Below are 25,612 nucleotides of genomic sequence, written 5' to 3'. Positions count from 1 at the left end.
CACCTCCCTTCCGTATCGCCTGCGCCCGGCTGGTCATCAGGATCACGGCCGTACCCACTGCCCGAGTTGGACACCGAGGTAGGCCGCGGCCAGGCTCGCGCCGACGCCGATCACGACGTTCGCCACCGCATAGCTGTAAGCGCCCTCCTCGGCCAATCGAACCGTTTCGTATCCGAACGTACTGAACGTGGTCAGTGCGCCGCAGAAGCCCGTTCCCGCGGCCGCGAAGAGCCAATGGTTTGCCCCCGCACCGATCAACGCGCCCAGCAAGGCCGAACCGCCCATGTTCACCGTCAGTGTGCCCAGGGGGAGAACACTATCGAATCGAAGGGCCAACGCGCGATCCACCAGATATCGGGCGGGCGCACCGAGTAGCGCGCCGAGGATCACCGCCAGCGCGGTCACCGCCGCACCCCGTCGAAGAGGTCGACGGGCGAGAGCGCGACGGTCAGCGAATCCAGCAGGTCCGCATTGGTTTCCACGAAAGAACGCAACCGGTCGGTGTCGTCGATGATCATCACCATCACCGGCAGCCGTTCGGCCAGATCGAGCAGTCGGGTGGTGTGGATCTGGGAGGAAACCCCGTACCCCTCGACGCCGCGCCACACGCTCGCCCCGGCCAATCCGGCATCCCGGGCACGCCGCACGATCTCGTGATAGCGGGGCCGATGCCGATAGGTGTCGTCCTCGCCGAGCAGCACCGTCAGCCGCGACGCCGGTATCCACCGCCCGACCGCGTCGGTGTCGGACTCCGTGCTCATCGTCCTGCCCCCAATCGTCGCGCCGTTCCCGATATCCATCGTGTCGCACCCACGCCCAGCACGACCGCGATCAGCCCGGTCACCACCGTCCCCCCGAGGTAGCCGAGCCCGTAGCCGATTCGGCCCGATTCGAGCAGTGTACGAACTTCCCCGGCGTATGTGGACATGGTGGTGAATCCGCCCAGTACACCGACCCCGAGGAACGGCCGCAGCAGCCGGTGCGCCGCCCAGATCTCGGTGATGCAGACCATGAGTACCCCGATGAGCAAGCAACCGATCACGTTGACCGCCAAGGTGTGCCAGGGGATCGCACCGCGCTGCGGCAGCAGCACGCTCACCCCGTAGCGCGCCTCCGCCCCGATCGCGCCTCCCAGGGCGATGACGCCGAGCAGGGCGACGTCGACGCCCGCGGTGTTCGCCGCCATCACCCTCCCTTCGATCTGCCTGGCCCAATCGCCGCTGTCTGGCGTGTTGCTGAGCCCGAACAACAGCCCGGAACTGCGAGGATAGTGCGGCTTGCCCGGTGTTGTCCCATCGGCCTGGAGGAGAGCCAAGTTGGCGGTGCGCCAGCCGATCAGAAATATGCTGGTCCAGAGCTTCGGAATCGCGACGGTCCTGGTGGCCGTCATGGCGGCCGCGCCCGCGGCGCACGCCGGGGCGATCTTCCCCCTCCGCGATCCGGACGGGTTCTACTACGCCGCAGGGAATCTCGACGCCGCTCGAAACGGCGACGTGCTGAACTCCCGCCAGGTGCCCGCCCACCCGTTCCCCGGGGCGTCATCCCGGGCGCGGACCACGGCACCGCCATCTTCCCCGGCACGCTCAACGCCATGAACTATCTGTCCGACCGGTTCGCGGGCCTGGCCCCGCCCTCCAACTGCCGCTGATCGCGGTGAGAAGGAAAACGAAGCGGCCCCGCTCGGATCGGCGAGCGGGGCCGCTTTCATGGTCGGACCACGGTGTCCAGGGGTTCGGATCTCAGTGCGCGAGAACGGGTTCGCCCTCGGCCGGGACCGGTACCTTGTTCGGCATGATCAGCCCGGTGACCACCGCGCCGACCACGAAGATCGCGGCGGCCCACCAGAAGGTGGTGGTGTAGCTCTGCACCGCGGCCTCGGCCAGCACCCGCGGCGACGGCGGAACGTGCCCGGCCACATAGTCGTTGAACGAGGTCGCGGCCAGCGTGCTCAGCAGCGCGGTGCCGATCGAGCCGCCCACCTGCTGGCTGGTGTTCACCATGGCCGAGGCGACGCCGGCGTCTGCGTGCTCCACGCCCGCGGTCGCACCGCTGAACGCGGTGGACATCGCCATACCCAGGCCCAGGCCCATCAGCAGCAGGCTCGGCAGGATGTGGCTCGCGTAACCGGTGTCCACGCCGATGCGGGTCAGCAGCGCCATTCCCAGTGTGGCGAGCAGGAATCCGGTCACCACGGTCACCTTCGGACCCACCCGCGGGATGAGCAGTGCGGGCACGGTGGTGGAGGCGGCGACCATGCCGGCGACCATCGGCAGGAACGCGACGCCGGTGCGGATCGGCGAGTACCCCAGCTGCTGCTGCATGTAGTAGGTGAGGAACAGGAACATGGCGAACATGCCGATGCCGATGGTGAACACGGCGACGTAGGACGCGCCGCGGGTGCGGTCCAGCACCACGCGCAGCGGCAGCAGCGGGTGCGCGACGCGCTGTTCCAGCCACACGAACAGGCCCAGCAGCGCGACGCCGCCGATCAGGAAGGCCAGGGTGACGCCGTTGGTCCAGCCGTCGGATTCGGCGTGCGAGAAGCCGTAGACGATGCCGAACAGCGCGGCGGTCACGGTGACGGTGCCGGGCAAGTCCAGCTTGGGGCGGGTGGTGGCGGTGTGCTTGGCCAGCAGCAGGATCGCGCCGACCAGCGCGACGGCCGCGAAGACCAGGTTCACGTACATCACCCAGCGCCACGAGGCCCATTCGGTGAGCGCGCCGCCCAGCAGCAGGCCGAGCGCGCCGCCCGCGCCCGCGATGGCGCCGAAGATGCCGAAGGCCTTCGCTCGCTCGGCGGGTTCGGTGAAGGTGACGGTCAGCAGCGAGAGCGCGGCGGGTGCGAGCAGCGCGGCGAACACGCCCTGCGCGACGCGGGAGCCGACCAGCACCTCGAAGTTGCCGGCCGCGCCGCCGACCGCGGAGGCGACCGCGAAGCCGATCAGGCCGGTGATGAAGGTGGTGCGGCGGCCGAACAGGTCGGAGAGCCGTCCGCCGAGCAGCAGCAGCGAGCCGAAGGCCAGCGCGTAGCCGGTGATGACCCACTGCCGGTCGCCGTTGGAGAAGCCGAGATCGGCCTGCGCGTGCGGGAGCGCGATGTTCACGACGGTCGCGTCGAGCACGACCATCAGCTGGGCGACGCCGAGTACGGCGAGCACCCACCAGCGCAGGGCGTGCGATCCGCGCCGCCCTGCCTTGTCCTCGGGCGCAGCCGGGGCTGTGACGTCTTTCTCGAGCGCTGTAGTCATGGTTGGTGTCCTCGTCCCCTAGACTTAGTGGAGAAACCATCTCCGCTTATCGATCAAGCTATCAGCTAAACGGAGATAACTCCTCCGGATAATCCCGATTGCTGATAGGATTAGCCTGTGAATCACGTCACCACCGCGCCCCCACCTCGGCGTCTGCGCGCGGACGCCGCCCGCAATCAGCAGCGCATCATCGCGGCCGCCCGCGAGCTGTTCGCCGATCGCGGGCTGGACGTCACCCTCGACGATGTGGCCGAGCGGGCGGGCGTCGGCGTCGGCACGGTCTACCGCCGCTTCGCCAACAAGCAGGAGCTCATCTCCGAGGTCTTCGACCAGATGGTCACCGAACTGGCCGAGGCCGTGAACGTGGCGCTGCACCACCCGGATCCGTGGGAGGGCCTGACCGACCTGTTCGAGTACTCCTGCCGTCACGTCGCCGCCAACCGGGGCTTCAGCGAGGTGATCCTGGAATTGCACGACAGCATGGAACGCTTCGTGTGCATGAAGGATCAGATCCGGCCCGGCATGCAGGCGGTCATCGCGCGCGCCAAGGACGCGGGCGTGCTGCAGCCCGATATCGAACCGGCCGACTTCTTCGCCATGGTGAACATGGTCGACGGCATCGCGGGCTTCGCGCGGCCGGTCAATCCCGAAGTGTGGGAGCGCTACATGGCGGTGATCCTCAATGGCGTGCGCGGCGACAGCGTGCCTCGCCTGCCGCTCACGCAGCGTCCACTGTCCGAGGACGAGGTCGAGCGCGCGAAGGCGGCCGCCTTCAACCCGCGCAAACGGTAGCGCGCATCACACTCGCGGTTTAAAGTTGGTCGCATGACCAACTCTTGGGTGAACTGGGCCGGGGATCAGAGCTGTACCCCGGCGTCCATCGCCGAACCGAGCTCGCCCGAGGACGTCGCGGCAGTACTCGCTCAGGCCGAAGCGAACGGCCACACCGTCCGGGTCGCCGGATCCGGGCACTCCTTCACCGAGACCGTGCTCACCGACGGCACGCTCATGCGGCTGAACCAGCTCGACAAGATCCTGCACGTGGACCGCGCCACCGGCCTGGTCCGCGCCGAGGCCGGCATCACCCTCAACGCCGCCAGCAACGCGTTGCACCCGCTGGGCCTGGCCTTCCCCAACCTCGGCGACATCGACGTGCAGTCGATCGCCGGCGCCACCGCGACCGGTACCCACGGGACCGGATCCAAGCTGCAGAACCTCTCCGCCGCACTGCATTCGGTGGAGCTCATGCTGGCCGACGGCAGCCGGGTCGAGCTCAACGAGCAGACCGATCCCGACGGCTGGCGCGCCGCGCGCGTGAACGTCGGTGCGCTGGGCGTCGTCACGGCCGTGACGCTGCAGATGGTGCCGTCGTTCGTGCTCGAGGGCATCGAGCGGCCGATCCCGGTCGAGGACGTGCTGGCCGATCTGGACAGCTACGTCGAGGACAACGAGCACTTCGAGTTCTACATGTTCGCCCACAGCCCGCTGGCCATGACCAAGCGCAACAACCGGGTCGAGCTCCCGGAGCAACCGCGCGGCAAGGCCATGGACTGGTTCTCCGACATCCTCATGACCAACTACACCTTCGACGCGCTGTGCAAACTCACCCGGTGGCGCCCGAGCCTGATCCCGATGGTCCAGCGCAGCGCGGCCTACGCGGGCAGCTACCGCCGCCAGGTCGAACGCTCCTACCGGGTCTTCGCCAGCCCCCGGCTGTTCCGCTTCACCGAGATGGAATACGCCATCCCGCGCGAGCATTCGGTCGACGCCATCCGCGAGATCAAGGAGGTGGCCAAGCATTTCGACACCCCGATGCCGATCGAGGTGCGCTGGGTCGCCCCCGATGACGCCTTCCTGTCCCCCGCGGGCGGCCGCGAGACCTGCTACATCGCGGTCCACCAGTATGAGGGCATGAACTACGAGCCGTATTTCCGCGCCTGCGAACGCGTTTTCGACCGCTACAACGGCCGCCCGCACTGGGGCAAGCGGCACTTCCAAACCGCCGAGACGCTGCGTGAGCGCTACCCGGAGTGGGACCGCTTCGCCGAGGTGCGCGGCCGCTTCGACCCCAAGGGCCGGTTCACCAACGCCTACATCGAACGCGTCCTGGGCCCGGTGAACTGAGTCCGCGCGAGGGTAGGACAAACCGACTAGTATCGGTTGCTGAAAGATCGCTGCTCTTCCGGGCGTGACCACCCACGTAGGAGGTTCGATGACTTCTTTCAGCGACGGCAACGAGGCGGGCCAGCAGGCCGAGGGCACGGCCCAGAATCTGGGCGGCAAAGCGCAGGAGGCCTTCAAGGGCGGAGCCGAGGACGCCAGGGAATGGGTCGAGAAGGCGGGCTACGAGGTCAAGGAGTGGGCCGAGAAGGCCGGTGACGAAGTCAAGGAATGGGCGGGCGGCCTGACCGACAAGGTCAAGGGGATGTTCGACCGCGGATCGAAGTAGGGGTTCGACCATGCCGACCAACGACGACGATCTCGGCGACGGCGCTTCGAAGTTCGAGGACGCGACCGAACGCCTGGCAGACGACCTGCGCACCACCGCCGACGACCTGACCACCGATCTCGGGGTCACCGCCGCCGACCTGCGCGAGCGGGCCGGGGCGGTGACCGGGCAGCTGGCCGAACGGGCCAGCGGCGCCGCCGCCGAACTGGCCGATCGAGCTCAGACCGCGGCCGCCGACCTCGCCGATATGGCGAAGTCCTTCGCCGACAAGATCACTCCCGAGGACCTCCAGGTCACCCTCGAACAGGTGCGGGCCAACCTCGACCACGCCGCACAGGACGTGCTGGCGGCGGTCAACGAAATCGTCACCGCGCTGAAGAACAGGGCCGGAAAGTAGTTCAGCCAACCCCGGTTCCGGGCCACACGGCCCGGAACCGGGGTTGTTCGCATGTGTTCGGGGTGACCGCCTTCACCGTGTACGCCATCGTCTTCCGCGACACCGCGGCCCGGCAGGCGAAAGCGCTGCAGGACAATGTGATCGGCGGCTTCGGCTGGTACTACATCCTGATCGTCAGCCTGTTCGTGGTGTTCGCGATCTGGCTGGGTCTGGGCCGGTTCGGCGACATCACCCTCGGCGAGGACGGCGAGAAGGCCGAATACTCCATCGGCGCTTGGCTTTCCATGCTGTTCGCGGCGGGCATGGGGATCGGCCTGGTGTTCTGGGGCGTGGCCGAGCCGCTGTTCCACTACGAGGACCCGCGCCCCGGGGTCGGGTCCACCCCGGCGCAGCGCGCGGATTCGGCCATGGTGCAGACGTTCCTGCACTGGGGCATCCACCCGTGGGCCATCTACGTGGTGGTGGGGCTGGCCATCGCGCACATCTCGCGCGGCGCACGGTGCGGGAGTTCGTGGCCGGGGTGCTGCTGGTGCCGACGCTGCTGACCTTCGTGTGGTTCGCGGTGTTCGGCGGGGCCGGCCTGCACCGCGAGATGTTCGGCGGCGGGCTGGTCGGTCCGGACGGACCCGATCGCGACAGCGCGCTGTTCGAGCTGCTGCAGACGCTGCCGGGCGGATCGATCACGGCGGGGCTGGCGATCCTGGTGATCGTGCTGTTCTTCGTCACCTCCGCAGATTCGGGGGCGCTGGTGGTGAACATGCTGTCCTCGGAGCGGCAATCCGGAGCCGCCGACCTGGAGTCGCGCGTTCTGGACCGCCGCACAGGGTGCGGTGGCGGCGGCGCTGCTGGTGGCGAGCGGCACCGGCACGGCCGCGCTGACCACCTTGCAGACGGTGGCGATCCTGATCGCGTTGCCGTTCAGCGTGGTGTTGCTGGCCATGTGCGTGGCGTTGGTGAAGACCTTCCGGGCCGATGCCGCGAGCTCGAAGCCGGGTCGCGGGCGCTGATTCGGACCCTCCGGTTTGCCAAATATGTGCCAGCACCCTTCCGGTGATCGGGGTGACGCGCGTCAAGGGGGTGTGCCGTGTGCACACGAGGCTCCGACCAGCATTTAAACTCCCATCCAGAACATAACGAAAACGTCTCGGATTGGAACTGCGCGCATCATGCTCAAGGGCTTCAAAGACTTCCTGATGAGGGGCAATGTCATCGATCTCGCGGTGGCGGTGGTCATGGGCACCGCCTTCACCGCCATCGTCACCTCGGTGACCAAGGGCGTGATCGAGCCGCTGCTCGCCACCCTCGGCGGCAACAAGGAGTTCGGTCTGGGCTTCCAGCTACTGGCCGACAAGCCGTCGACCTTCGTCGCCCTCGGGCCGATCATCAGCGCGGGCATCAACTTCCTGTGCGTCGCGGCGGTGCTCTACTTCGTGCTCATCCTGCCGATGAACACCATCAAGAGCCGTTTCGCGAAGGCCGAGGAGGAGAAGGTCGCGACCGAGCTGGAACTGCTCACCGAGATCCGCGACCTGCTCGCCAAGCAGAACGCGAGCCGATAGTTCCCCACCGTCGGGCCACGGTTCCGCCGAGCGCCTCGACTAGGCTTAGCCAGGTTGTTGCCAACAACCGGACAGAGGTTTAGTCGAGGAGGCGGGAACCGTGGGCCGCATTCCACCCCGGGAACAGGCGAGAGATCTGGCGGACCCGGTGCGGTCCGCACCGGCGAGCCGGTGGGCCATGCTCGCCGTGCTCTGCGCGAGCCTGCTGCTGGTGGCGATGGACGCGACCATCCTCAATGTCGCACTGCCCTCGCTCATCGATCACATGGCGCCCACCCCCATGGAGCAGCTGTGGATCGTCGACCTCTACGGCCTGGTGCTGGGCGGTCTGCTGATCACCTGCGGCGCGATCGGCGACCGGTACGGCCGGAAACTGCTGTTCCTGCTCGGCTTCCTGCTCTTCGGCGTCGCCTCGGTGATCGCGGCGACCGCGCACTCCCCCGCCCAGCTCATCGCGGGCCGGGCGCTGCTCGGCGTCGGCGGAGCCATGGTGATGCCGTCCACGCTCTCGCTGATCCGCAATATCTTCACCGATGACCACGAACGCACCCTCGCCATCGGCATCTGGGCCTCGGTGGCCGGCGGTGGCGCGGCCATCGGCCCGCTGGTCGGCGGTCATCTGGTCGAGGCGTTCGGCTGGTCGGCGGCCTTCTGGCTCAATGTGCCCGTGGTGATCCTCACCGTGGCCGCGGGACTGTGGCTGCTGCCGGAGTACCGGGCCCCGCAGCAGGGCCGCTTGGACTGGACCGGCGCGGCGCTGTCGGTGCTGGGCATCGTGGCGCTGGCGTGGGGCATCAAGCATGTGGCCAAGGGCAATCCGGCCCCGGTCGATCTGATCATCATGGTGTCGTCGGCACTCCTGCTGGGGTTGTTCGCCTACCGGCAGTCGAAGTCACCCGACCCGCTGCTGGATGTGCGGCTGTTCCGCAATCGCGCCTTCACCGCCGCCGCGCTCGCCACCCTGCTCGCCATGCTGGCCATCGGCGCGGCTCTGTTCCTGATCTCCTTGTGGCTGCAATACATTCACGGCTACTCGCCGTCGGAGGCCGGTATGCGCACCCTGCCCGCCGCGCTGGCCACCCTGTTCGGTTCGCTGGCCACCCCCTGGCTCATGCGGCGGGTGGGCGTGCGCGCGCTGATGGGTTTCGGATTGGGCGCGCTGGCAACGGGTTTCGCGGTGCTGGCCGCGATTCCCGACACCACCTACCCGATCGTCGCCCTGGTGCTGCTGTGCCTGGGCATCGGTGACGGCATCGCGATCACCACGGCCGCCGCCGTCCTGGTCGCCTCGGTGCCCGCCGAGCGCGCCGGGCAGGCGGGGGCGGTCGAGGAGACCAACTACGAACTGGGCATCGGTCTGGGTGTGGCGCTGCTGGGCAGCATCCACGGCCGTTTGTTCACCGGCCATATGACCGGATTGCCGCTGCACGGCGACGATCTGGCCGAGGCGCAGGGCTCGGTGGGCGGCGCGGCCCACGTCGCCGAGCGGATCGGCGGACCCGCCGGCGACGAGGTGCTGCGCATCGCCCAGCACGCCTACGACGCGGCGCTCACCACCACCTCCTGGATCTCCACGGGACTGGTGGGCGCGGTCGCGGTGCTCACCGTGATCCTGGTTCCGCGCGGCTTCAAGGCGACCGCCGCGCACTGAGACCCCCTTCCCCCGGGGATGTATCCGGTTATGCCAGTGCGACTTTCAGCTGCGCCAGGCCGGAGCGGATGCGAGCCTTCACGGCGGGCAGGCCGATCCCCAGCCGGTCCGCGACCTGCGGGTAGGTGAGCCCGCCGTAGAACGCCAGCACCAGCGACTCGCGCTGATTGGGGGTGAGAGTGGACAGACCGTGGCGGATGGCGCGCTCCTCCTGGCGGCGCAGGATCTCCTCGGCCACCACATCGGTGGCGGGGCGGTAATCGCCGACGCCCCAGCGGTGTTCGTGCCCGGCCGCGCTGCACTCGCGCCGGACCCGGTCCACCGCCTGATGGTGGGCCAGGGTGGTGAGCCAGGTCAGCGCGTTGCCGCGGGCCGGGTCGAACTTCGGGGCGCTGCGCCAGACCTGCAGGTAGACCTCGTGACAGGTTTCCTCGGCATATCCATAGTCGCACACGATGTTCAGGACGCGGGAGTAGATGAGGCCGCGGGTGCGGCGGTAGAGCTCCTCGTAGGCGGCGCGGTCCCGCTCGGCGATGCGGCGGACGAGGCTGTCGAACTCGCTGCCGCGCCGGGAGCGGCGGGCAGGGACGGTCGAGGGTCGGACGGGGTGGGCCGATTGCGGACGGACTGCCGGGTGGGCAGCGGAACGGTGTGGTGCACGTGAGGAATTCACGATTGCCCCCAGGTCGACGAAGCGAGCGGATCGACGGTGTCCGGATACGGATATGTCGAAACGAGCCGTCGAGGACTGGGACGGCCTATGCGGAAACCGGCCGGGGACAGGGGCTTTCGGTTCCGCCAAGAATCCAGGCTACGCCCCGGTTCCCGATGCCCGCACCGATCCGATTAACCGGACATCATCCCGGCAAACCCGGCCGAACCGGGCGTGGATCAGATCCGCAGCCCCAGTGCGACGATGCCGTGCGCGACCGCGTGCACCGTCACCCGGTTGCGGCGGGCGTGCGCGCGGATCAACTCGAACGCCGCGTCGGGGGTGGTGTGGTGGGCGTGGGCGAGCACGCCCTTGGCCTGTTCCACCACGATGCGGGTGGTGAGCGCGTGCTGGAGCTGTTCGGTCACCCGCTGGTGGCGGTGCACCAGATTGGCGGTGACGATGTGCCCGGCGGCCATGCCCGCCAGCAGCGTCGCCACCGACAGGTCCTGGCCGGTCCAGTGCCGGGCCTCGCGCGAATACAGGCTCAGCACACCGGCTTCGGTGGCGTCCAGGCGCATGGGGACGGCGGCGACCGAGGCGATCCGGTGCTGCCCGGCCAGGGTGGTGTACTCCGGCCACAGGTCGCCGTAGCTGCCGATGTCGGTGACGGTCACCGGCGCTCCGCAGGCGTGCGCGACCACGCCGGGTCCGCGGTCGTGGTCGCGCTGGCAGACCTCGAGATCCAGGAGGTCCTCGGGCCTACCGGTGAAGAGTTCGGACCGGTCGCCTCGTAGTTGGGCGGACAGCGCCACCGTCACCCCGCCCGGTTCCAGCACATCGATGGCGCTGCGCATCAACTCGTCCAGAATCTGGGGCAGTTCGCTCGCCGCCGGTAGCAGCCGCGCGAATCTGGCCAGCACCGTCACCAGCAACTCACTGTCGGACACCGCATTCACCCCGCATCGGCGAACGCCGGGCGCCCGCCACGAAAGTATTCCTGTGCCGCTCTTGCCGTCAGCCCATGGTATTTGCCGGGCGGGGTGTCGCGGAACAGTTGCGCTCATTCGGCCTCGATCCGGATGCTGCGCTCCACCACCCGCCGTGCCACCTCCACCAGCGAAAGTCCATGGGTGAAGGCGTATCCGCGCAGGCGGGCGTAGGCGTCTGGGATCTCGATGCCGAGGTGTGCGCTGGTCATGCCGGCCGCCTGGTGAATCCATCGGCTGGACAACGGCTGTGCCCACTGGCGGGCGTCGTCGCCGGTGGCCAGCACCAGGCTGGCGGTCACCAGATCGGCGATGTGCAGCGACGCCGACAACAGCCGCGGCCCGGGCCGCCCGACGGATTCGCGATACAGGTCCACCGCGCCGAGCCGAATCGCGCCCAGCCGCAAGGGCACCGCGAACAGCGAGCCCCATACCGGGGTACCGGAGAGGGCTTCGGCGAAGCCGGGCCAGTGCTCGCAGTCGGCGCTCAGATCGGTGACCACCACCGGCATCCCGTCGGCCACGGCGGTGACCGCGGGGCCCTCCCCCGCCGTCGCCTGTGCTCGCTCCACCTGTTCGGCGAATTCGTCACTGGCGCACCAGGGTTGCATGCCCGCGTCGCGTTCCTCGAGCACGATGGCGGCGCGGCGCACCGGTAACACCCGCACGCACGCGGTGCACACCGCGTTCAATCCGCCGCCCGCGTCGCGCACGGCGCGCAGGAACTGTCCTGTCAGCTGATCGAACTGCGACGAAGCCATCACCATCGAACCGCCCCACAATCATCGCCCGGCGATGAGTTATTCGGTGCCCGAGGCCAGTATCTCCGTCACAGCTCGACAACGAACAGGGCCGAAAGTCACTGTGGGTCAGCGCTAACGGCGACCGCGACCGGCCGGTGCGGCACGCCGAGCCGGTACAGGCCGCGCAGGTCGTACAGATGCGTGGCGACCGCGCCGAGCACCGCTCCGAAGGCCAGCCCGAACAGCGTCATCCAGATGCCCGTACCGAGTCCGGCCTCGAGGTGACCGTCGAAGAACAGGATGGCGCGAACCGACAGATAGATCTGGTGCATCGGTTCGAAGCTCGACAGCGAGGCGATCCAGCGCGGAATCGCTTCCACCGGAATCGAGCCCGAGGACGAGGGCAGACCCAGCACCACGAACACGATCATATTGATCAGCAGGCCCGCGGTGCCGAAAGCCGCCAGCACCGACAACCCGGTGACCGACACCGCGACGATGGCCAGCGTGCCGCAGAGGAACAGCGGCAGCGGTTCGTCGATGGGCATACCGAAGATCCGCGCGATGCCCATGAACATGCCGGAGAGGAAAGGCGCGGTGATCGCGGCGATGGCCCACTTCACCAGCAGCGTGCGCCAGCGGCTGATCGAGGCGGGCTCGGGGGCCCGGAACCACGGGCCGTATTCGGCCGGGACGTAACCGAGCACGTTGTCGATCATGGAGTGGATGATCATCGCGCCGCTGAAGCCCGCGAACAGCAGGACCAGGGTGTAGAAGAACGCGGACAGGCCCTGCCCGGTGCCCGCCGGGAGCGGACGGTACGGGCTGGTGACCACATCGATGGGCTGGGCCAGCTGCAGCCGTGCCGCGCCGGACAATTCGGTGGCGGGCGCGCCCGCCTGCGGCGCGAGCTTGGCCTTCACCTGGTCGGTGAGCTGTGCGCCGACCGTCGAATTGACCTGCGCCATGGCCCGATCGGCGATGCGCTGGGTGATCGAGGAGGCGTAGGTGCCGGCGCGCGGATTGGTCTGCACGGTGATGACCGGCCGTTCCACGTCGCCGGGCACCACCGAGGCCGCGGCGAGGATCGAGAGTCGCTTGGTGAAGTCGCCGGGAATGATGATGGCGCCGTAGACCTGGCCGTCGCTCAACTGCCGGCGAGCCTCGCCGATGCCGACCACGCGCAGGTCGATCTTGTCGGCGGGGATGCGCGCGGTGAGCGCGTCGGCGATCTGGTCGCCGATATTGACGGTGCGGCCGTCCATCACGTCGCCCACGTCCTGATTGACCAGGGCGACCGGGAAGTCGTGCAGGTTCTTCTCCGGGTCGGAGGTGTAGCCGAGGTACATGGTGCCGATCAGGGCCGCGAGCAGGCCGAGCACCACCATCGGGCCGATCCAGCCGCGCAGCGGCACGGCGCGCTGGACCGGGTTCTCATTCGCCATGGGCACGAATGTAGGCAGCGACAACAAAGTAGTCAACGCCAACATCCCGGAGTGTGTCCGATATCCTGCTCTCACCATGAGCATCACCAAGCGCAAGGCCCGGGAGGTGGTCGAGCGCGCCCGTTCCTACCACCACGGGGACCTGCGCGCCGAACTCCTCCGCCGCGCCGAGGAGACCCTGCGCGGCGGCGGGATCGAACGCCTCTCGCTGCGGCAGCTGGCCCGCGACACCGGCGTCAGCCACGCCGCGCCCGCCCGGCATTTCCGCGACAAGCAGGCGCTGCTCGACGCGCTGACCGTCGCCGGATTCGACCGGCTCGGCGCGGGATTCGAGAAGGCGGCGGCCGCGGGCACCTTCCTGGAACGCCTGCGCGCCATGGCCCACACCTATCTGCGGTTCGCCATCGACAATCCGGAACTGCTGGCGCTCATGTTCGCCCGCAAGAACAGTCCCACCCCGGCCATCGAGGAGGCGGCCGCCCGCGCGTTCACCGTGCCGATCGAGATGGTCACCGACGCGCAGGCGCGCGGGGAGGTGGTGCCGGGCGAGCCGCGGCGGATCTGCCTGTCCGCGGTGGCGGCGCTGCAGGGGCTGGCCGCGATCCTCGGGTCGGGGCTGGTCGACGCCGCGGAGGCGGACGGACTGTTCGACGAGATGGTCACCCACATGCTGAACGGTTTGCGTCCTCGACGCTGAAACATTTGCGTCCTCGACGCTGAAACATTTGCGTTCTCGACGCTGACGCGCGGTTCACAAAACGCGGTACCGCGCCGCCGCCCCCGAAATCGGTGGCCTCCGCACCCGTAACCTTTCAGGCGTGACGATCGAGAAACGACAGTGACGATCGAAGGCAGGCAGTACGGCGGACGCGCCGTGACCGAACGAAAAGCCGAGCGCCGGCAGCGTTTCCTCGACGCGGCCATCCGAATCTTCGGCGAGCGCGGCTACGCCAACTGTTCGCTGGCCGATGTGTGCGCCGCGGCCGGACTGTCCAAACGCCAGTTCTACGAGGAGTTCCAGACCCGCGAGGACGTGCTGGTCGCGGCCTACGACCAGATCCAGGACCAGTCGGCCGCCGCCCTCGCCACCGCGTTGAGTTCCATGGGTCCCGACCCGGACCCGACCGAGACCGTAACCCTGGCCCTCTCGGCCTTCCTCGACTCCATCGGCGCCGACCCGTTCCGCGCCAAGGTGGCCTTCGTCGAGGTCGTCGGCGTCAGCGAACGCATGGAACAGCATCGCCGCGCCCGCCGCCACCTGTGGGGCGACACCCTGCGCCTGGCCGTGCAGCCCCTGGCCGGTGACTCCGCGTCCCTCCGGGGCGCCCCCGAACTCGCCACCAGCGCCCTCATCGGCGCGATCAACGGCCTCGCCCACGAGTGGCTGCTGTCGGACCCGCGACCGCCCGTGCGCTCCCTGGTGGAAGTCCTCGTCCCCATGACGGTCGCCCTGATCTCCCGCGACACGGACTAGCCGTCGCGCGACCCCACGGGAGGTCGCCGACGCCCGGTGGCGCGGGATCTGTCGGTGCCGGGCGCGGAGATCTGTCGGTACCGGGCGGCAAGATCGCGGGTATGACCGACGAGCAGCGGTGGGCCGATCCGCAGGCGACCGAGGCTGTGCGCAAGCTGTTGCGGCGGCATCGGGGGGCGGTGGAGACGGTGCTGACGGCCGCGCGGGTGGATGGGCTGGATCAACTCGCCGATGCCGCAGCCGGATACGTGGCGGCGCCGGAGCGGGCGGCGACGGCGGTGGGGGCGGCGGCGGCGTTCGCCATCGCGCAGTACGCGGCGGTGGCCTATCGCACGGGGGTGCGGCGGGAGCGGGAATTCATCGATCGGTTCATCGACAGCTGGATGGTCGAATTCGGGCATGCGTTCGCGAGCGAGGTCGCGGCGGCCCGAGTGGGGGTGCGGGTGGAGGAACCCGATCCGCGGGCGGGGCGAATGACGGCGTGGCTGCGGGTGATCGAGCCCGGGGAGGATGTCGAGCCCGCCGCCGAGGCGCTGCGGGTCCGGGTGCGGGAACGTCTGGGGAGCGCGTCCGAGGGGGCGGCACGGGTCGCGCCGGAGCCGAAGTCGGTGACGACCGATCAGATTCGGCGGCTCGAGGCGGCCATGGTGGACGGCAGGCGGTGGCGGGCCGCCGCACATCGGCGATTGGTGCTCGAGGATCCCGCGCTCGGGCCGGCCGCGCGGCTGCTGGTGTGGGCGGTCTTCGATGCCCGCGGCGCGGTGACGGGGGCGTTCCGGGTGGACGAGGAACGCGTGCTGCGCGATCTCGAGGGCGCGCCGGTCGAACTGACGGACCAAGCGTTGGTGGGCGTGGCTCACCCGATTCAGCTCGGTGAGACGCTCGCGGCTTGGCGGGACCTGTTCGACGACAATCGATTACGACAGCCGTTCGAGCAGCTGGAACGACCGATCAACCTGCTCACGAGCGACGATGCGGAGTCGAATCGCCTGTCCCGCTTCAGTGATCAGCAGATTCGCACGGATCGGGTGTTCGGTCTGCAACAGCTGGGCTGGCAGGTGTCGCGGGAGGTCCTCACTCGCCGGTTCGGACCGGTCCGGGAGGTGGTCGTCACGCTGGATCCCGGGCTCGAAGGCGGTTTCCGCGACGAGCCCGAGCTACAGCGGGTGCTCTCGGTGGAGCTCCGGGGCGGCACGTTCGACTCACTCGACGCCGTGTCCGCCTCGGAGCTGATCCGTCAGCTGGAGCGACTGGCGGCGTGACGTCCGGCGCGGCGGCCGAAGAACGAGCCCGCGCCGAGCTGGGTACCGCTGGAGTAGCCCTTGCCGTCCTGGGCCAGGGTGGAGGCGGTCGCGCCCGCCGCGTACAGGCCGGGGATGGGTGATCCGTTGTCCCGCAGCACCTCCGAGTCGACCGAGGTGCGCAGCCCACCGAGGGTGAAGCCCGCGTACAGCGCCTTGCCGAGGGTCAGGTCGAAGGCCGCCCACGGGCCCTGGTCCTGCGGTTGCAGCCATTCGGCGGCCTTGTGGAAGTCCGGGTCCTCACCGCGGGCCGCGTTCTCGTTGTACCGGTCGAGTGTGGATCGCAGTGTGTCGGCGGGGATTCCGAGCGCCGTCGCCATCTCGTCCACGGTCTCCCAGCCGTCGATGAACGGCGCGAGCGGGAACATGGGCCGTTCCATGTGCTCGGAGTCCACGATCAGATAGGCGACCGCGCCGGGCTGATCGAGCACGTACGCGGAGGTGCGCGCGTGGTAGGAGTCCTCGGCGACGAACCGTTCGCCCTTGTGGTTCACCACGATTCCGGTCAGCAGCTTCGACGGCGGATACACCGGCGCGGTGACGAACGCCTGATCCATCATGCGGGTCACGCCGCCCGCCGACACTCCGAGCCGGATGCCCAGCCCGTCGTCGAACGGCGTCCCGAGCACGAACGGCTTTTCGGTCAGCCACGGCACGTGCTCGGCCACCATATCGGTGTTCATGACGAAGCCGCCGGCGGCCAGCACCACCGACTTCGCTTTCACCGCACCGGTTTTCCCGAGGTTCTTCCACTCCACTCCGACCACCGCGCCGGCAGCGTCGGTGATCAGGTTGGTCACGCCGGTCTCGTAGCGCACCTCGACGCCGAGCGTGGCGGCCCGCTTCACCAGCAGGTCGATGATCATGGCCGCGCCCTGGGTGTCGCCGGGCACCGGAACCTTGTGCCCGCGGGGCGCGGGCACGGCCTGTTCCCGATAGGGCCACACCTTCTCGTTGCCCGTGTACATCAGCCCCTGTGTACCGGGCTGGATGACCGCCTTCTCCGGGTAGTAGCTGCGCTCGAACTCGAACCCGAGGCTCTCCAGCCAGTCGAAGTGCTCGACACTGCCCTCGCAGTAGGCGCGGATCTTCTCCGGTTCCGGATCCCGCGCCACCGACAGCAGGTACTTGTACATCTCCTCGACCGAGTCGTCGTGCCCGGTCGCCTGTTGCACGGCGGTGCCGCCGCCCAGGTAGAAGTGCCCGCCCGCCAGGGCCGTGGTCCCGCCCGCGACCCCGGCGCGTTCGAGCACCAGCACGCGGGCCCCGCGCGCGGCCGCCTCGACCGCCGCGCACCCACCCGCGATGCCGAATCCGGCGACCACCACGTCGACCTCGTCGGACCATTCGGTAACGGACTCCGCCGCAACGGTTTCCGGAATCTGCGTGCTCACTGCGCACCCTTCTTGATCTGCTCGAAGAACGCGCGCATATTCGGCCCGATCTCCGCGAGTTCGATGAACGGCACGCCCGAGTCCGCGCCGTCGAGGTAGGCGAACCGCATCTGCCCGCTCATATCGCCTTGTTGTACCACCGGGATCCCCCGGGTCTCGGCGTCTTTCAGCGCGGCGTCGAAGTCCTGGGGCTCCAGGCAGATGTGGTGCAGGCCCGATCCTCCGCGTTCGAGGAATTCGGTGTAGATGGAGCGCCCGGTCACCGGCTGGATGAGTTCGAGCTGCATGTCCCCGCTGTACCCCAGCGAGATGTGCGCGGTGAAGTCGGCGGCCTCGCCGCGATACACGCACGTCTCGGGCCCGAAGTGCACGTCGGGCATGCGCATCCAGCCCTTCACGCCCATGGTCGTCGTCAGGAACCGTTCTCCGGCCTCGATGTCCTCGACCACCCACGCGATCTGGGTGACGGGCCCATCGGCCACGCTCGTGCTGTCCATTTCGGCAGTTAATCACAATCGCTTAATTTGGCAAGGGCTACTCGTCGTCCGGATCGGCTTCCGAGGGAGCGGTCCACCCCTTGTTGCTCAGCCCGTAGAAGGTCGCCACCAGCAGATACAGCACCAGCGCCGCGATCGGCGACAGGAATCCGACCCCGATGCACGCCGCGTAGACCAGAATCCCCGGCCAGGCCCGCCAGCTCTCCCGCCGCGCGTAATCCGCCCCCAAGCCGGACTTCAGCATCTCCGGCCGCTTCGCCAGCCGCCACCACATGGGAGCCCACGGCACGGTCATCAGCACCCCCACGATCCCGTACAGGGCGACCGCCACCACCGCGTCCCGGTGCGTCCCGTGCACGACGTTCTCGGCCACCACCATGGTCGGGAACGGCACCAGCGAAATCCCCAGCAGCAACAGAAGATTCCACCACCGCAACACATGGTCGATCCGCCGCAACCGCCCGAAGAAGGTGTGGTGGTTCATCCACACCACCCCGATCGTCATGAACGACGCCAGATACGCCACATACGACGGCCAGATGTGCCCGAGCGCCTGCAGCAAGCGCCCGGGCTCGTGCTCGGGCACCCGGATCTCCAAAATCAACAGGGTGATGGCAATCGCCATCACCCCGTCGCTGAAAGCTTCCACCCGAGCGGTTCCCGCAAGCGTGCGTTCCGGAACCGATCCCTCACTCATGCATCGCAGCGTAACCCGGTTCGGTGATCGATTCGGATGCCTTGAGCCGCTTGATGGTTCGCACCGTGATCAGCATCAGGATCGCGGTGGTGCCGATCATGAGGGCGCTCGACAGCCAGGCCATGGTGTGGACGGGCAGCCGGTAGGCGAGCACCACGCGCAGGACGGACTCGCCGAGCAGGCCCGCGCCCCACATCACGGCGATCCGGTTGTGCAGCCGCCGCACCACCGGGTTGGTGCGGAACTTGTGCTCCATGTCGGCCAGTTTCGCCGGGGATCCCGCGAACGCCTTGCGCGCCGCGACGTAGGTCAGCGGCTTCCCCACCAAGGCGCTGATGCCGAAGGCCACGCCGATCCCCGCGGTGGTGATCGAGTCCCGCACGATGATCATCCGGGCATCCCCGCTGATCAGCGAGCTCGCGATGCCGAAGACGAACCCCGCCAGGATCAGAGCGGCCAGGGCGTCGACCCGCCGCGCCCGGATCGCCTCCACCAGGACCACCGCCCCCGAGCACAACGCCCCCGCCAGCAGGGCCACGAAATCGGAGTACCCGGCGGCGTGCAGGGCGAAGTAGACAGCCAGCGGCACCAGGATGTCGCGCATGGTCGGTGCGAGCACGCGCAGCACATTCGGTCGTTCGAGGGCCTGCGACGCGGGCGCGGCGAGCGTGTTGTCAGCCATGATGCGAACTCCTGTAATCGGTTTCTGCGCTACAGGAATGACGCTACGGAGACCGTCGCCGCGCCGAATCTGCCAACCATCACCTCCCGGCCATGACAGTTGTCATGCCGCGACGGTGGCCGTGTCATGCCGCGACGGTGGCCGTGTCATGCCGCGACCGTGGCCGCCGATTCCAGGTTGCGCCCCTTGGTCTCGGGCGCGCCCCACAGACAGATGACGAAACCGATCGCGGTGACCACCGCGGCGAACAGAAACGTCGGCCCCATCCCGAGATGGTCCAGGGACCACGGCAGCAGATAGGTGCCCAGGGCCGCGCCGATCCGGCTGATGGAGGTGGCGAATCCGACGGCGGTGGCGCGAATGTGGGTGGGGAACAACTCGTTCGGATACGTCCAGTCCAGCACGTTGGGCCCGCCGCAGAAGAACGCGTAGAGCAGCAGCATGGTGAAGGCGAGCAGGGTCGGCATGGTCGGCCAGAGGCCGATGAACAGCACCGGCAGGATCATCAGCCCGAAGCACCACACGATGGTGGGCCGCCGCCCGATGGTGTCGATGAGGCGCATGGCGGGCAGGCAGCCGATCAGGAACACCAGGCTGATCAGGGCGGTGCCCAGGGTATCCATCCAGGTGCCGGCCGGCATGCCGAAGGCGGCCAGGATCTGCGGCCCGAAGGTGAGCATGGCGAACAGCACCGCCACCTGGCACAGGAAGAAGCCGCAGCAGAACACGGTTCGCTTGCGGTACTGCGGCCGGAACAGTTCGCGCAGCGACCCGTGCCGCGCCGGATGCCCCTCCTCGCCCGCCTCGACCAGGGTGGCCGGATCGACCCGCACGTGCAGGTACTGCTCGATCATGGCGGCGGCCTTGTCCTGTTTGCCGTGCTGGGCCAGCCACCGTGGCGATTCGGGCGCGGTGCTCTGGCGGATGATCAGGAATAACGCGCACAGCACCGCCCCGCTGGCGAGCTGCCAGCGCCAGCTGCCGTTGCCGCCGAAGGTCAGCATCAGATAGCCGACCACGTAGGCGAGCACCGAGCCCAGATACCAGGCCACGATCTGGAAGCCGAGCAGCGTCCCGCGCTGTTTGAGAGGCAGCCATTCCCCGAGCAACGAGGTGGCGATTGGGTAGTCGGCGGCCACGGCCATGCCGAGCACGAACCGCAATATGACGATGAGCCAGATGGATTCGGCCCAGAACGACGCGATCGAGCACGCCCCCATCACCACCAGGTCGGCGGTGTACATGATCTCGCGCCCGATCTTGTCGGTGAGCACGCCGAACAGCGCGCCGCCGACGAACATCCCGATCAGCGCGGCGGCCCCGATCAGCTGGGTGTCCCGGGTGGTCAGATCCAGCTCGGCGTTCATGCCGATGAGCGCGGTGCCCACGATGCTGAGGATGTAGCCGTCCAGCAGCGGCCCGCCCGAGCACGCCACCGCGAGCCGTGCGTGGAAGGCGGTGAAGGGCGCATCATCGATGACCGAACCCATGCGGCCTCCTCCCCGGGTCGTCGACCGAAGCAAATGAGCGGCAAACACTTCGAACGTACCCGCGCGCCACGACGGCCGTCCCGGCTGACACGCCGGTCCCGCCATCCCGGCCTCGTGCGGGAGCGGCGGCGATGATTTCCGGTGCCGAACGTCGTCTCCATTCGCAGCGGCCGAAATACCGAGCGAACACCGATTCGAGGAGTTGACCATGTCGTACCCCACGCAGCCCGGCGATCCGATCTGGACCGATATCTTCACCACCGACCCCGAGGGCGCGATCGCCTTCTACGGCGAATTGCTCGGCTGGACCGCCGAGATCGCGCCGGAGCACGGCGACTACATCACCTTCCGCAAGGACGGCAAGGCCGTGGCGGGCGGGATGGGAAGTGACGGCTCGGGCGGCCCCAGCCAGTGGATGGTGTACCTGGCCAGCACCGATGCCGAGAAGACGGCCGAGAAGGTGACCGCGGCGGGCGGCATGACCGTGGTGCCGGTGATGCCGGTGTCCGAGCTCGGCAAGTTCGGGGTGTTCGGCGACAATGGCGGCGTCGGCATCGGCGTGTGGGAGCCGGGCACCATGACCGGTTTCGAGCAGCGCGGCATCGTCGGCGACGGGCACTGGGAGGGGCACGTGGGTGCGCCGTCGTGGTTCGAACTGCACACCCGCGGCTATGACGACGCGCTGAAGTTCTACCGCGAGGCGTTCGGCTGGCAGGACCCGTTCACGATCGCCGACACCCCCGAATTCCGGTACACCACCATCCATTCCGTGAGCCCGATGCTGGGTGGCGTGATGGATTCCTCGGGCTTCCTGCCGCCGAGCATGCCCGGCTATTGGGCGGTCTACTTCGGTGTCGAGGATGTGGACGCGTCGGTGCGGAAGGTGCAGGAGCTGGGCGGCAGCGTGGTGCGCCCGCCGGAGGACACCCCGTACGGCCGGCTGGCGGCGGTGGCCGATCCGGCCGGTGTGCGATTCAGCCTGGGCGGCAACAAGTCCTGACCCGGAAAGGGGACGAACGGCCCGGTCTCCACAGCGACCGGGCCGTTCGAATCATCCCGTGGCGACGTGGTCTGCGCCCCAGCAGCGCGTCCGGCGTCGTCGCGGGAAGTCTGTCACCGCATCGGGTTCAGCCGCGCACCCCGGTGGCGAGGGTCTGCTGCCTGCCCAGTCCGGCCACCTCCACGACGACGACATCGCCGTCGCGCAGATAGGGTTTCGGCTCCGGGCGGCCGACCGCGACGCCCGCGGGCGTGCCGGTGAGCACCAGATCGCCGGGTTCCAGGGTCATCAGCGTGCTCAGGTAGCGCAGCACCTCGCCGACCCCGGCCACCATGTCACCGGTCGAACCCGCCTGCCGCTGTTCCCCGTTCACCCACAGCTGCAGGCTCAGCGCCTGCGGTTCGGCGATCTCGTCGGGCGTGACCAGCCAGGGCCCGATGGGCGTGAAGGTGTCGAAGGACTTGCCCTTCACCCAGGTCGGTTCACCCGCGATGCCGGCGCGTTCGGTGACGTCGTTGGCGGTGACGTAGCCGCCCACCGCCCCCAGCGCGGTGGCGGCGTCGGGGCAGTCGCGCAGGCGGCGGCCGATCACCACGCCCAGCTCCACCTCGTGGTCGGTGGTGGCGCTGTCGCGCGGCAGTTCGATGGCGTCGTAGGGACCGCTCACCGTGGTGCCGGGTTTGAGGAAGACGACGGGCCGTTCCGGGATGGCCGCGCCGATGGCGGCGGCGTGGTCGGTGTAGTTGAGTCCGACGCCGATCACCTTGCCGGGCCGGGCGATCGGCGCCCCGATCCGGGCGGCGGGGTCCACCTCGGGCAGGGCGCCGGAAGCCAGCGCCCCGAGGATCGCGCCGAGCGCGACCGGATCGCCCAGCAGCGCCCCGTCGACGTCGGCGGTCACCGCGGACACGTCGCGCAGCACGCCGTGATCGTCGATGGCCGCGGGCCGTTCGGACCCCTTGGCCCCTACTCGCATGAGTTTCACGCGTCGCCTCCGGACTGCTCGGATACCGTGGCGGCCACGCGGCGACCGCCCGGCAGGTACTCGTCCGCGATGCGAACGCCCAACTGCTGCAACAACATCAACCCGGCGCTCAGGCAGCGCTGCTCATCGGGCTCGATCTCGAGCAGGGAATACACCGCCGCGAAACCGGCCGCGTGAAAACGCGCCGGCGGCAGGGTGTTCCGGCCGCACACCGCGACCACGGGCACGCCCGCCGCCCGCGCGGCCGCGGCGACACCGGCGGGCGCCTTGCCGTGCAGGGTCTGCTCGTCGAGTTTGCCCTCCCCGGTGACGACCAGGTCCACCCCGGCCAGCCGTTCGTCGAAACCGACCAGTTCCAGCATCAATTCGATGCCGGGCCGCAGGGTCGCGCCGAGCACCGCGAGCGCGGCGAATCCGACGCCCCCCGCGGCGCCGGCCCCCGCCACGTCGCGCTGATCCGACCCGAGTTCGCCGGCCAGCCGCCGCGCCCACTGCCCGAGCGCGGCGTCCAACTCGGCGACCTGGGCCGGATCGGCGCCCTTCTGCGGTCCATAGACCGCGGCGGCCCCGGAGGGCCCGGTGAGCGGATTGTCGACATCGCAGGCCACGACGACCTCGACGCCGTCCATCCGCTCACGCAGGGCGGTCAGGTCGATGGAGTGCACCCGGGTGAGCGCCGCCCCGCCGTCGCCGATGGGTCGCCCCTTGTCGTCCAGCAGCAGGGCGCCGAGCGCCTCCAACAGTCCTGCGCCGCCATCGGTTCCGGCGCTGCCGCCGATCCCGAGCACGATGCGGCGGCAGCCGGCCGCCACCGCCGCCGCCATCACCTCGCCGGTGCCCCGGCTGGTGGCGGTCATGGGGTGCGGGCGGCCTTCGGGCAGCCGCACCAGTCCGGACACGTCGGCCATTTCCACGACGGCGAGGTCGCCGCGGCGGGCGTAGGCCGTCAGCACCGGTTCCCCGGTCGGGCCCGACGCGGTCAGCGGGACCGCGTCGAACCCGGCGGCGAGGGCGGCGGCGACGGTGCCGTCACCGCCGTCGGCGACGGGCACCACCGACACCGAGGCATCGGGTCGCCCGCGCCGGATTCCGGCTCGCACGGCGGCCCCGACCTGCGCCGCGGTCAGCGAGCCCTTGAACTTGTCGGAGGCGATCAGCACACGAGCCATGGGAATCCTCTAGTCCAGCGGAACGGTGGCGGTCGGGGCGTCCGCGAAGGCGGAGGCCAGTTCCTCGAACTCGGTGATCGCGTCGATCCCGGCCGCGCCCATGGACACATTGGTGACCCGCTCGAGAATGCACTCGACCACGACGGGCACCTTGTACTCGGCCATCAGCGATTTGGCCTTCTCGAACGCGGGACCGATGTCCTGCGGCTCGAAGACGCGAATCGCCTTGCAGCCCAGGCCTTCCGCGACCTTCACGTGGTCCACGCCGTAGCCGTTGACCTCGGGCGAGTTGATGTTCTCGAAGTCCAGCTGGACGTAGTAGTCCATGTCGAACGCCCGCTGCGCCTGACGGATCAGGCCCAGGTACGAGTTGTTCACCAGCACATGGATGTACGGGATGTTGAACTGGGCGCCGACGGCCAATTCCTCGATCAGGAACTGGAAGTCGTAGTCACCCGAGAGCGCCACGACCGGCTCGTCCTGCACCGCGGTGGCCGCACCCAGCGCGGCGGGCAGGGTCCAGCCCAGCGGCCCGGCCTGCCCGGCGTTGATCCAGTGCCGCGGCTTGTACACGTGCAGCATCTGCGACGCCTGGATCTGCGACAGACCGATCGTGGTCACGTAGCGGGTTTCCCGGCCGAACGCCTTGTTCATCTCTTCGTACACGCGCGCCGGCTTCAGCGGCACGTTCTCGAAGTGCGTCTTGCGCTGACCGGTCGCGCGCTTGGCGCGCACCTGCTCGACCCACGCGCGGTGGTCGGTCAGACCGCCCACCTTGTCGAGGGATTCGGCCACCGCGATGAACTGCTCCAGCGCGGCGCCGGCATCGGAGACGACGCCGTAGTCGGGTGCGAAGACCCGGCCGATCTGGGTCGGCTCGATGTCGACGTGCACGAAGGTGCGGTCCTTGGTGTAGACGTCGAGCGCCCCGGTGTGGCGGTTGGCCCACCGGTTGCCGACGCCCAGCACGAAGTCGGCGGCCAGCAGCGACTCGTTGCCGTAGATGTGGGAGGTCTGCAGACCCACCATGCCGGCGTTCAGCTCGTGGTCGTCGGCGATGGCGCCCCAGCCCATCAGGGTCGGGACGACCGGAACACCGGTCAGCTCCGCGAACTTCACCAGCAGCTCGGAGGCGTCGGCGTTGATGATGCCGCCGCCCGCGATGATCAGCGGACGCTGCGCGGCGTTGAGCATCGCCAGCACCTTGGCGGCCTGCGCCGGGGTGGCGGCGGGCCGCACGACCGGCAGCGGCTCGTAGGTCTCGATGTCGAACTCGATCTCGGCCAGTTGCACGTCGATCGGCAGGTCCAGCAGCACCGGGCCCGGACGGCCTTCGCGCATGAGCCAGAACGCCTTCTGGAACGCCCCCGGCACCTGCGCGGGCTCGAGCACCGTGTGCGCCCACTTGGCCAGCGGCTTGGCGATGGAGGCGATGTCGACGGCCTGGAAGTCCTCCTTGTGCAGCTTGGCCACGGGCGCCTGGCCCGTGATGCACAGGATCGGAATGGAATCCGCGGAGGCGGCGTACAGGCCGGTCACCATGTCGGTGCCCGCGGGCCCCGACGTGCCGATGCAGACACCGATATTGCCGGGCCGGGCCCGGGTGTAGCCCTCGGCCATGTGCGAGGCGGCCTCGACATGGCGGGCCAGCACGTGCTTGATGCCGCCGTGCGCCTTCATGGCGCTGTAGAAGGGGTTGATCGCGGCGCCGGGCAGGCCGAAAGCCTGTGTGGCCCCTTCCTTCTCCAGGATCAGGACCGCCGCGTCGACGGTGCGCATGCGCGCCATAC

At 69.0% G+C, this 25,612-nt stretch carries 29 protein-coding genes and 1 pseudogene; 14 read left to right on the top strand and 16 right to left on the bottom strand.

The window, feature by feature from the left end:
• Window positions 1–42 precede the first annotated feature (42 nt).
• Genes crcB (ACFRAQ_RS05845) through crcB (ACFRAQ_RS05835) form a run of 3 tightly spaced genes read right to left on the bottom strand, consistent with a single transcriptional unit; the run spans window position 43 to window position 1,186 of the window.
• Window positions 43–405: a fluoride efflux transporter CrcB gene (crcB, locus tag ACFRAQ_RS05845; RefSeq protein ID WP_357086534.1), complete on the bottom strand. Its 363-nt coding sequence runs from the start codon at window positions 403–405 to the stop codon at window positions 43–45.
• Window positions 402–761: a DUF190 domain-containing protein gene (locus ACFRAQ_RS05840; protein ID WP_379094571.1), complete on the bottom strand. Its 360-nt coding sequence runs from the start codon at window positions 759–761 to the stop codon at window positions 402–404. Before ACFRAQ_RS05840 ends, crcB (ACFRAQ_RS05845) begins: the two co-directional genes overlap by 4 nt.
• Window positions 758–1,186 (bottom strand): fluoride efflux transporter CrcB, encoded by a 429-nt coding sequence (crcB, locus tag ACFRAQ_RS05835; RefSeq protein ID WP_379094569.1) that lies wholly within the window; start codon window positions 1,184–1,186, stop codon window positions 758–760. Before crcB (ACFRAQ_RS05835) ends, ACFRAQ_RS05840 begins: the two co-directional genes overlap by 4 nt.
• 130 nt (window positions 1,187–1,316) lie before the next feature.
• Between crcB (ACFRAQ_RS05835) and ACFRAQ_RS05830 the strand changes: the two genes are divergently transcribed.
• The gene (locus ACFRAQ_RS05830; RefSeq protein ID WP_379094567.1) at window positions 1,317–1,595 is read left to right on the top strand and encodes a hypothetical protein; all 279 of its coding nucleotides are present in this window, start codon (window positions 1,317–1,319) and stop codon (window positions 1,593–1,595) included.
• Window positions 1,596–1,739: 144 nt separating this feature from the next.
• Here ACFRAQ_RS05830 and ACFRAQ_RS05825 read toward each other — a convergent pair whose 3' ends face one another.
• A complete protein-coding gene (locus ACFRAQ_RS05825) occupies window positions 1,740–3,248 on the bottom strand; it encodes an MFS transporter (RefSeq protein ID WP_379094565.1) in 1,509 nt (502 codons plus the stop codon).
• A 117-nt stretch (window positions 3,249–3,365) separates the two neighbouring features.
• Between ACFRAQ_RS05825 and ACFRAQ_RS05820 the strand changes: the two genes are divergently transcribed.
• The 9 genes and pseudogenes from ACFRAQ_RS05820 to ACFRAQ_RS05780 all read left to right on the top strand — a co-directional run bounded on the left by ACFRAQ_RS05820 (window position 3,366) and on the right by ACFRAQ_RS05780 (window position 9,304).
• A complete protein-coding gene (locus ACFRAQ_RS05820; protein WP_357278890.1) occupies window positions 3,366–4,040 on the top strand; it encodes a helix-turn-helix domain-containing protein in 675 nt (224 codons plus the stop codon).
• A 33-nt stretch (window positions 4,041–4,073) separates the two neighbouring features.
• Window positions 4,074–5,372: a D-arabinono-1,4-lactone oxidase gene (locus tag ACFRAQ_RS05815; protein WP_379094563.1), complete on the top strand. Its 1,299-nt coding sequence runs from the start codon at window positions 4,074–4,076 to the stop codon at window positions 5,370–5,372.
• Window positions 5,373–5,460: 88 nt separating this feature from the next.
• Window positions 5,461–5,697, top strand: coding sequence for a hypothetical protein (locus ACFRAQ_RS05810; RefSeq protein WP_379094560.1), 237 nt, complete (start codon window positions 5,461–5,463; stop codon window positions 5,695–5,697).
• A 10-nt stretch (window positions 5,698–5,707) separates the two neighbouring features.
• Complete coding sequence (locus ACFRAQ_RS05805; protein ID WP_379094558.1) at window positions 5,708–6,094, top strand: hypothetical protein; 387 nt, start codon at window positions 5,708–5,710, stop codon at window positions 6,092–6,094.
• 62 nt (window positions 6,095–6,156) lie between these two features.
• Window positions 6,157–6,639, top strand: a complete 483-nt coding sequence (locus ACFRAQ_RS05800) for a BCCT family transporter (protein WP_379094556.1) — start codon at window positions 6,157–6,159, stop codon at window positions 6,637–6,639.
• Window positions 6,537–6,815: pseudogene (locus tag ACFRAQ_RS05795) on the top strand (BCCT family transporter); the annotation flags it as partial. The gene ACFRAQ_RS05800 and the pseudogene ACFRAQ_RS05795, both read left to right, overlap by 103 nt.
• A 109-nt stretch (window positions 6,816–6,924) precedes the next feature.
• Window positions 6,925–7,101 (top strand): BCCT family transporter, encoded by a 177-nt coding sequence (locus ACFRAQ_RS05790; protein WP_379095849.1) that lies wholly within the window; start codon window positions 6,925–6,927, stop codon window positions 7,099–7,101.
• Between the two features lie 159 nt (window positions 7,102–7,260).
• A complete protein-coding gene (mscL, locus tag ACFRAQ_RS05785) occupies window positions 7,261–7,653 on the top strand; it encodes a large conductance mechanosensitive channel protein MscL (RefSeq protein WP_379094554.1) in 393 nt (130 codons plus the stop codon).
• 100 nt (window positions 7,654–7,753) lie between these two features.
• Window positions 7,754–9,304 carry an MFS transporter gene (locus ACFRAQ_RS05780; protein WP_379094552.1) on the top strand — a complete coding sequence of 517 codons (1,551 nt, stop codon included), beginning with the start codon at window positions 7,754–7,756 and terminating at the stop codon, window positions 9,302–9,304.
• A 28-nt stretch (window positions 9,305–9,332) separates the two neighbouring features.
• Here ACFRAQ_RS05780 and ACFRAQ_RS05775 read toward each other — a convergent pair whose 3' ends face one another.
• The 4 genes from ACFRAQ_RS05775 to ACFRAQ_RS05760 all read right to left on the bottom strand — a co-directional run bounded on the left by ACFRAQ_RS05775 (window position 9,333) and on the right by ACFRAQ_RS05760 (window position 13,133).
• The gene (locus ACFRAQ_RS05775; RefSeq protein WP_379094550.1) at window positions 9,333–9,977 is read right to left on the bottom strand and encodes a sigma-70 family RNA polymerase sigma factor; all 645 of its coding nucleotides are present in this window, start codon (window positions 9,975–9,977) and stop codon (window positions 9,333–9,335) included.
• 218 nt (window positions 9,978–10,195) lie between these two features.
• On the bottom strand, window positions 10,196–10,906 hold the full coding sequence (locus ACFRAQ_RS05770; protein ID WP_379094548.1) for a GAF and ANTAR domain-containing protein: 711 nt from the start codon (window positions 10,904–10,906) through the stop codon (window positions 10,196–10,198).
• Between the two features lie 113 nt (window positions 10,907–11,019).
• Window positions 11,020–11,706, bottom strand: a complete 687-nt coding sequence (locus tag ACFRAQ_RS05765) for a GAF and ANTAR domain-containing protein (protein ID WP_379094546.1) — start codon at window positions 11,704–11,706, stop codon at window positions 11,020–11,022.
• 98 nt (window positions 11,707–11,804) lie between these two features.
• The gene (locus ACFRAQ_RS05760; RefSeq protein ID WP_379094545.1) at window positions 11,805–13,133 is read right to left on the bottom strand and encodes a DUF3533 domain-containing protein; all 1,329 of its coding nucleotides are present in this window, start codon (window positions 13,131–13,133) and stop codon (window positions 11,805–11,807) included.
• A gap of 76 nt (window positions 13,134–13,209) precedes the next feature.
• Between ACFRAQ_RS05760 and ACFRAQ_RS05755 the strand changes: the two genes are divergently transcribed.
• From ACFRAQ_RS05755 to ACFRAQ_RS05745, 3 genes are all read left to right on the top strand, one after another.
• Entirely contained in the window at window positions 13,210–13,830 is a 621-nt protein-coding gene (locus tag ACFRAQ_RS05755; RefSeq protein WP_379094543.1) for a TetR/AcrR family transcriptional regulator, read from the top strand.
• Between the two features lie 141 nt (window positions 13,831–13,971).
• The gene (locus tag ACFRAQ_RS05750; protein ID WP_379094542.1) at window positions 13,972–14,607 is read left to right on the top strand and encodes a TetR/AcrR family transcriptional regulator; all 636 of its coding nucleotides are present in this window, start codon (window positions 13,972–13,974) and stop codon (window positions 14,605–14,607) included.
• 101 nt (window positions 14,608–14,708) lie between these two features.
• On the top strand, window positions 14,709–15,869 hold the full coding sequence (locus ACFRAQ_RS05745; RefSeq protein ID WP_379094540.1) for a DUF4132 domain-containing protein: 1,161 nt from the start codon (window positions 14,709–14,711) through the stop codon (window positions 15,867–15,869).
• On the opposite strand, the gene ACFRAQ_RS05740 is transcribed toward ACFRAQ_RS05745, so the two are convergent.
• The 5 genes from ACFRAQ_RS05740 to ACFRAQ_RS05720 all read right to left on the bottom strand — a co-directional run bounded on the left by ACFRAQ_RS05740 (window position 15,845) and on the right by ACFRAQ_RS05720 (window position 20,668).
• Window positions 15,845–17,302 carry an FAD-binding protein gene (locus ACFRAQ_RS05740; RefSeq protein ID WP_379094538.1) on the bottom strand — a complete coding sequence of 486 codons (1,458 nt, stop codon included), beginning with the start codon at window positions 17,300–17,302 and terminating at the stop codon, window positions 15,845–15,847. The two genes, ACFRAQ_RS05745 and ACFRAQ_RS05740, sit on opposite strands and share 25 nt — an antisense overlap.
• The gene (locus ACFRAQ_RS05735) at window positions 17,299–17,799 is read right to left on the bottom strand and encodes a VOC family protein (RefSeq protein WP_379094536.1); all 501 of its coding nucleotides are present in this window, start codon (window positions 17,797–17,799) and stop codon (window positions 17,299–17,301) included. Before ACFRAQ_RS05735 ends, ACFRAQ_RS05740 begins: the two co-directional genes overlap by 4 nt.
• Window positions 17,800–17,836: 37 nt before the next feature.
• On the bottom strand, window positions 17,837–18,496 hold the full coding sequence (locus tag ACFRAQ_RS05730) for a TMEM175 family protein (protein ID WP_357278928.1): 660 nt from the start codon (window positions 18,494–18,496) through the stop codon (window positions 17,837–17,839).
• The gene (locus ACFRAQ_RS05725) at window positions 18,489–19,178 is read right to left on the bottom strand and encodes a VC0807 family protein (RefSeq protein WP_379094534.1); all 690 of its coding nucleotides are present in this window, start codon (window positions 19,176–19,178) and stop codon (window positions 18,489–18,491) included. Before ACFRAQ_RS05725 ends, ACFRAQ_RS05730 begins: the two co-directional genes overlap by 8 nt.
• A gap of 146 nt (window positions 19,179–19,324) precedes the next feature.
• The gene (locus ACFRAQ_RS05720; protein ID WP_379094532.1) at window positions 19,325–20,668 is read right to left on the bottom strand and encodes an MFS transporter; all 1,344 of its coding nucleotides are present in this window, start codon (window positions 20,666–20,668) and stop codon (window positions 19,325–19,327) included.
• Between the two features lie 208 nt (window positions 20,669–20,876).
• Here ACFRAQ_RS05720 and ACFRAQ_RS05715 point away from each other — a divergent pair, with 208 nt between their 5' ends.
• Window positions 20,877–21,668, top strand: coding sequence for a VOC family protein (locus ACFRAQ_RS05715; protein WP_379094530.1), 792 nt, complete (start codon window positions 20,877–20,879; stop codon window positions 21,666–21,668).
• A gap of 127 nt (window positions 21,669–21,795) precedes the next feature.
• On the opposite strand, the gene ACFRAQ_RS05710 is transcribed toward ACFRAQ_RS05715, so the two are convergent.
• The 3 genes from ACFRAQ_RS05710 to gcl are packed head-to-tail and all read right to left on the bottom strand — an operon-like array spanning window position 21,796 to window position 25,610.
• Window positions 21,796–22,644, bottom strand: a complete 849-nt coding sequence (locus ACFRAQ_RS05710; protein ID WP_379095846.1) for a fumarylacetoacetate hydrolase family protein — start codon at window positions 22,642–22,644, stop codon at window positions 21,796–21,798.
• A gap of 5 nt (window positions 22,645–22,649) precedes the next feature.
• Window positions 22,650–23,822 (bottom strand): glycerate kinase, encoded by a 1,173-nt coding sequence (locus ACFRAQ_RS05705; RefSeq protein ID WP_379094528.1) that lies wholly within the window; start codon window positions 23,820–23,822, stop codon window positions 22,650–22,652.
• Window positions 23,823–23,831: 9 nt separating this feature from the next.
• Window positions 23,832–25,610 carry a glyoxylate carboligase gene (gcl, locus tag ACFRAQ_RS05700; protein ID WP_379094526.1) on the bottom strand — a complete coding sequence of 593 codons (1,779 nt, stop codon included), beginning with the start codon at window positions 25,608–25,610 and terminating at the stop codon, window positions 23,832–23,834.
• Window positions 25,611–25,612: the final 2 nt, after the last annotated feature.

The sequence above is a fragment of the Nocardia sp. NPDC056611 genome, assembly GCF_042792755.1.
In the GTDB taxonomy this organism is placed as follows: Bacteria; Actinomycetota; Actinomycetes; order Mycobacteriales; family Mycobacteriaceae; genus Nocardia.
The sequence above is the reverse complement of the archived record's forward strand: the minus strand, read 5'-3'. Positions and strand labels throughout refer to the sequence as shown.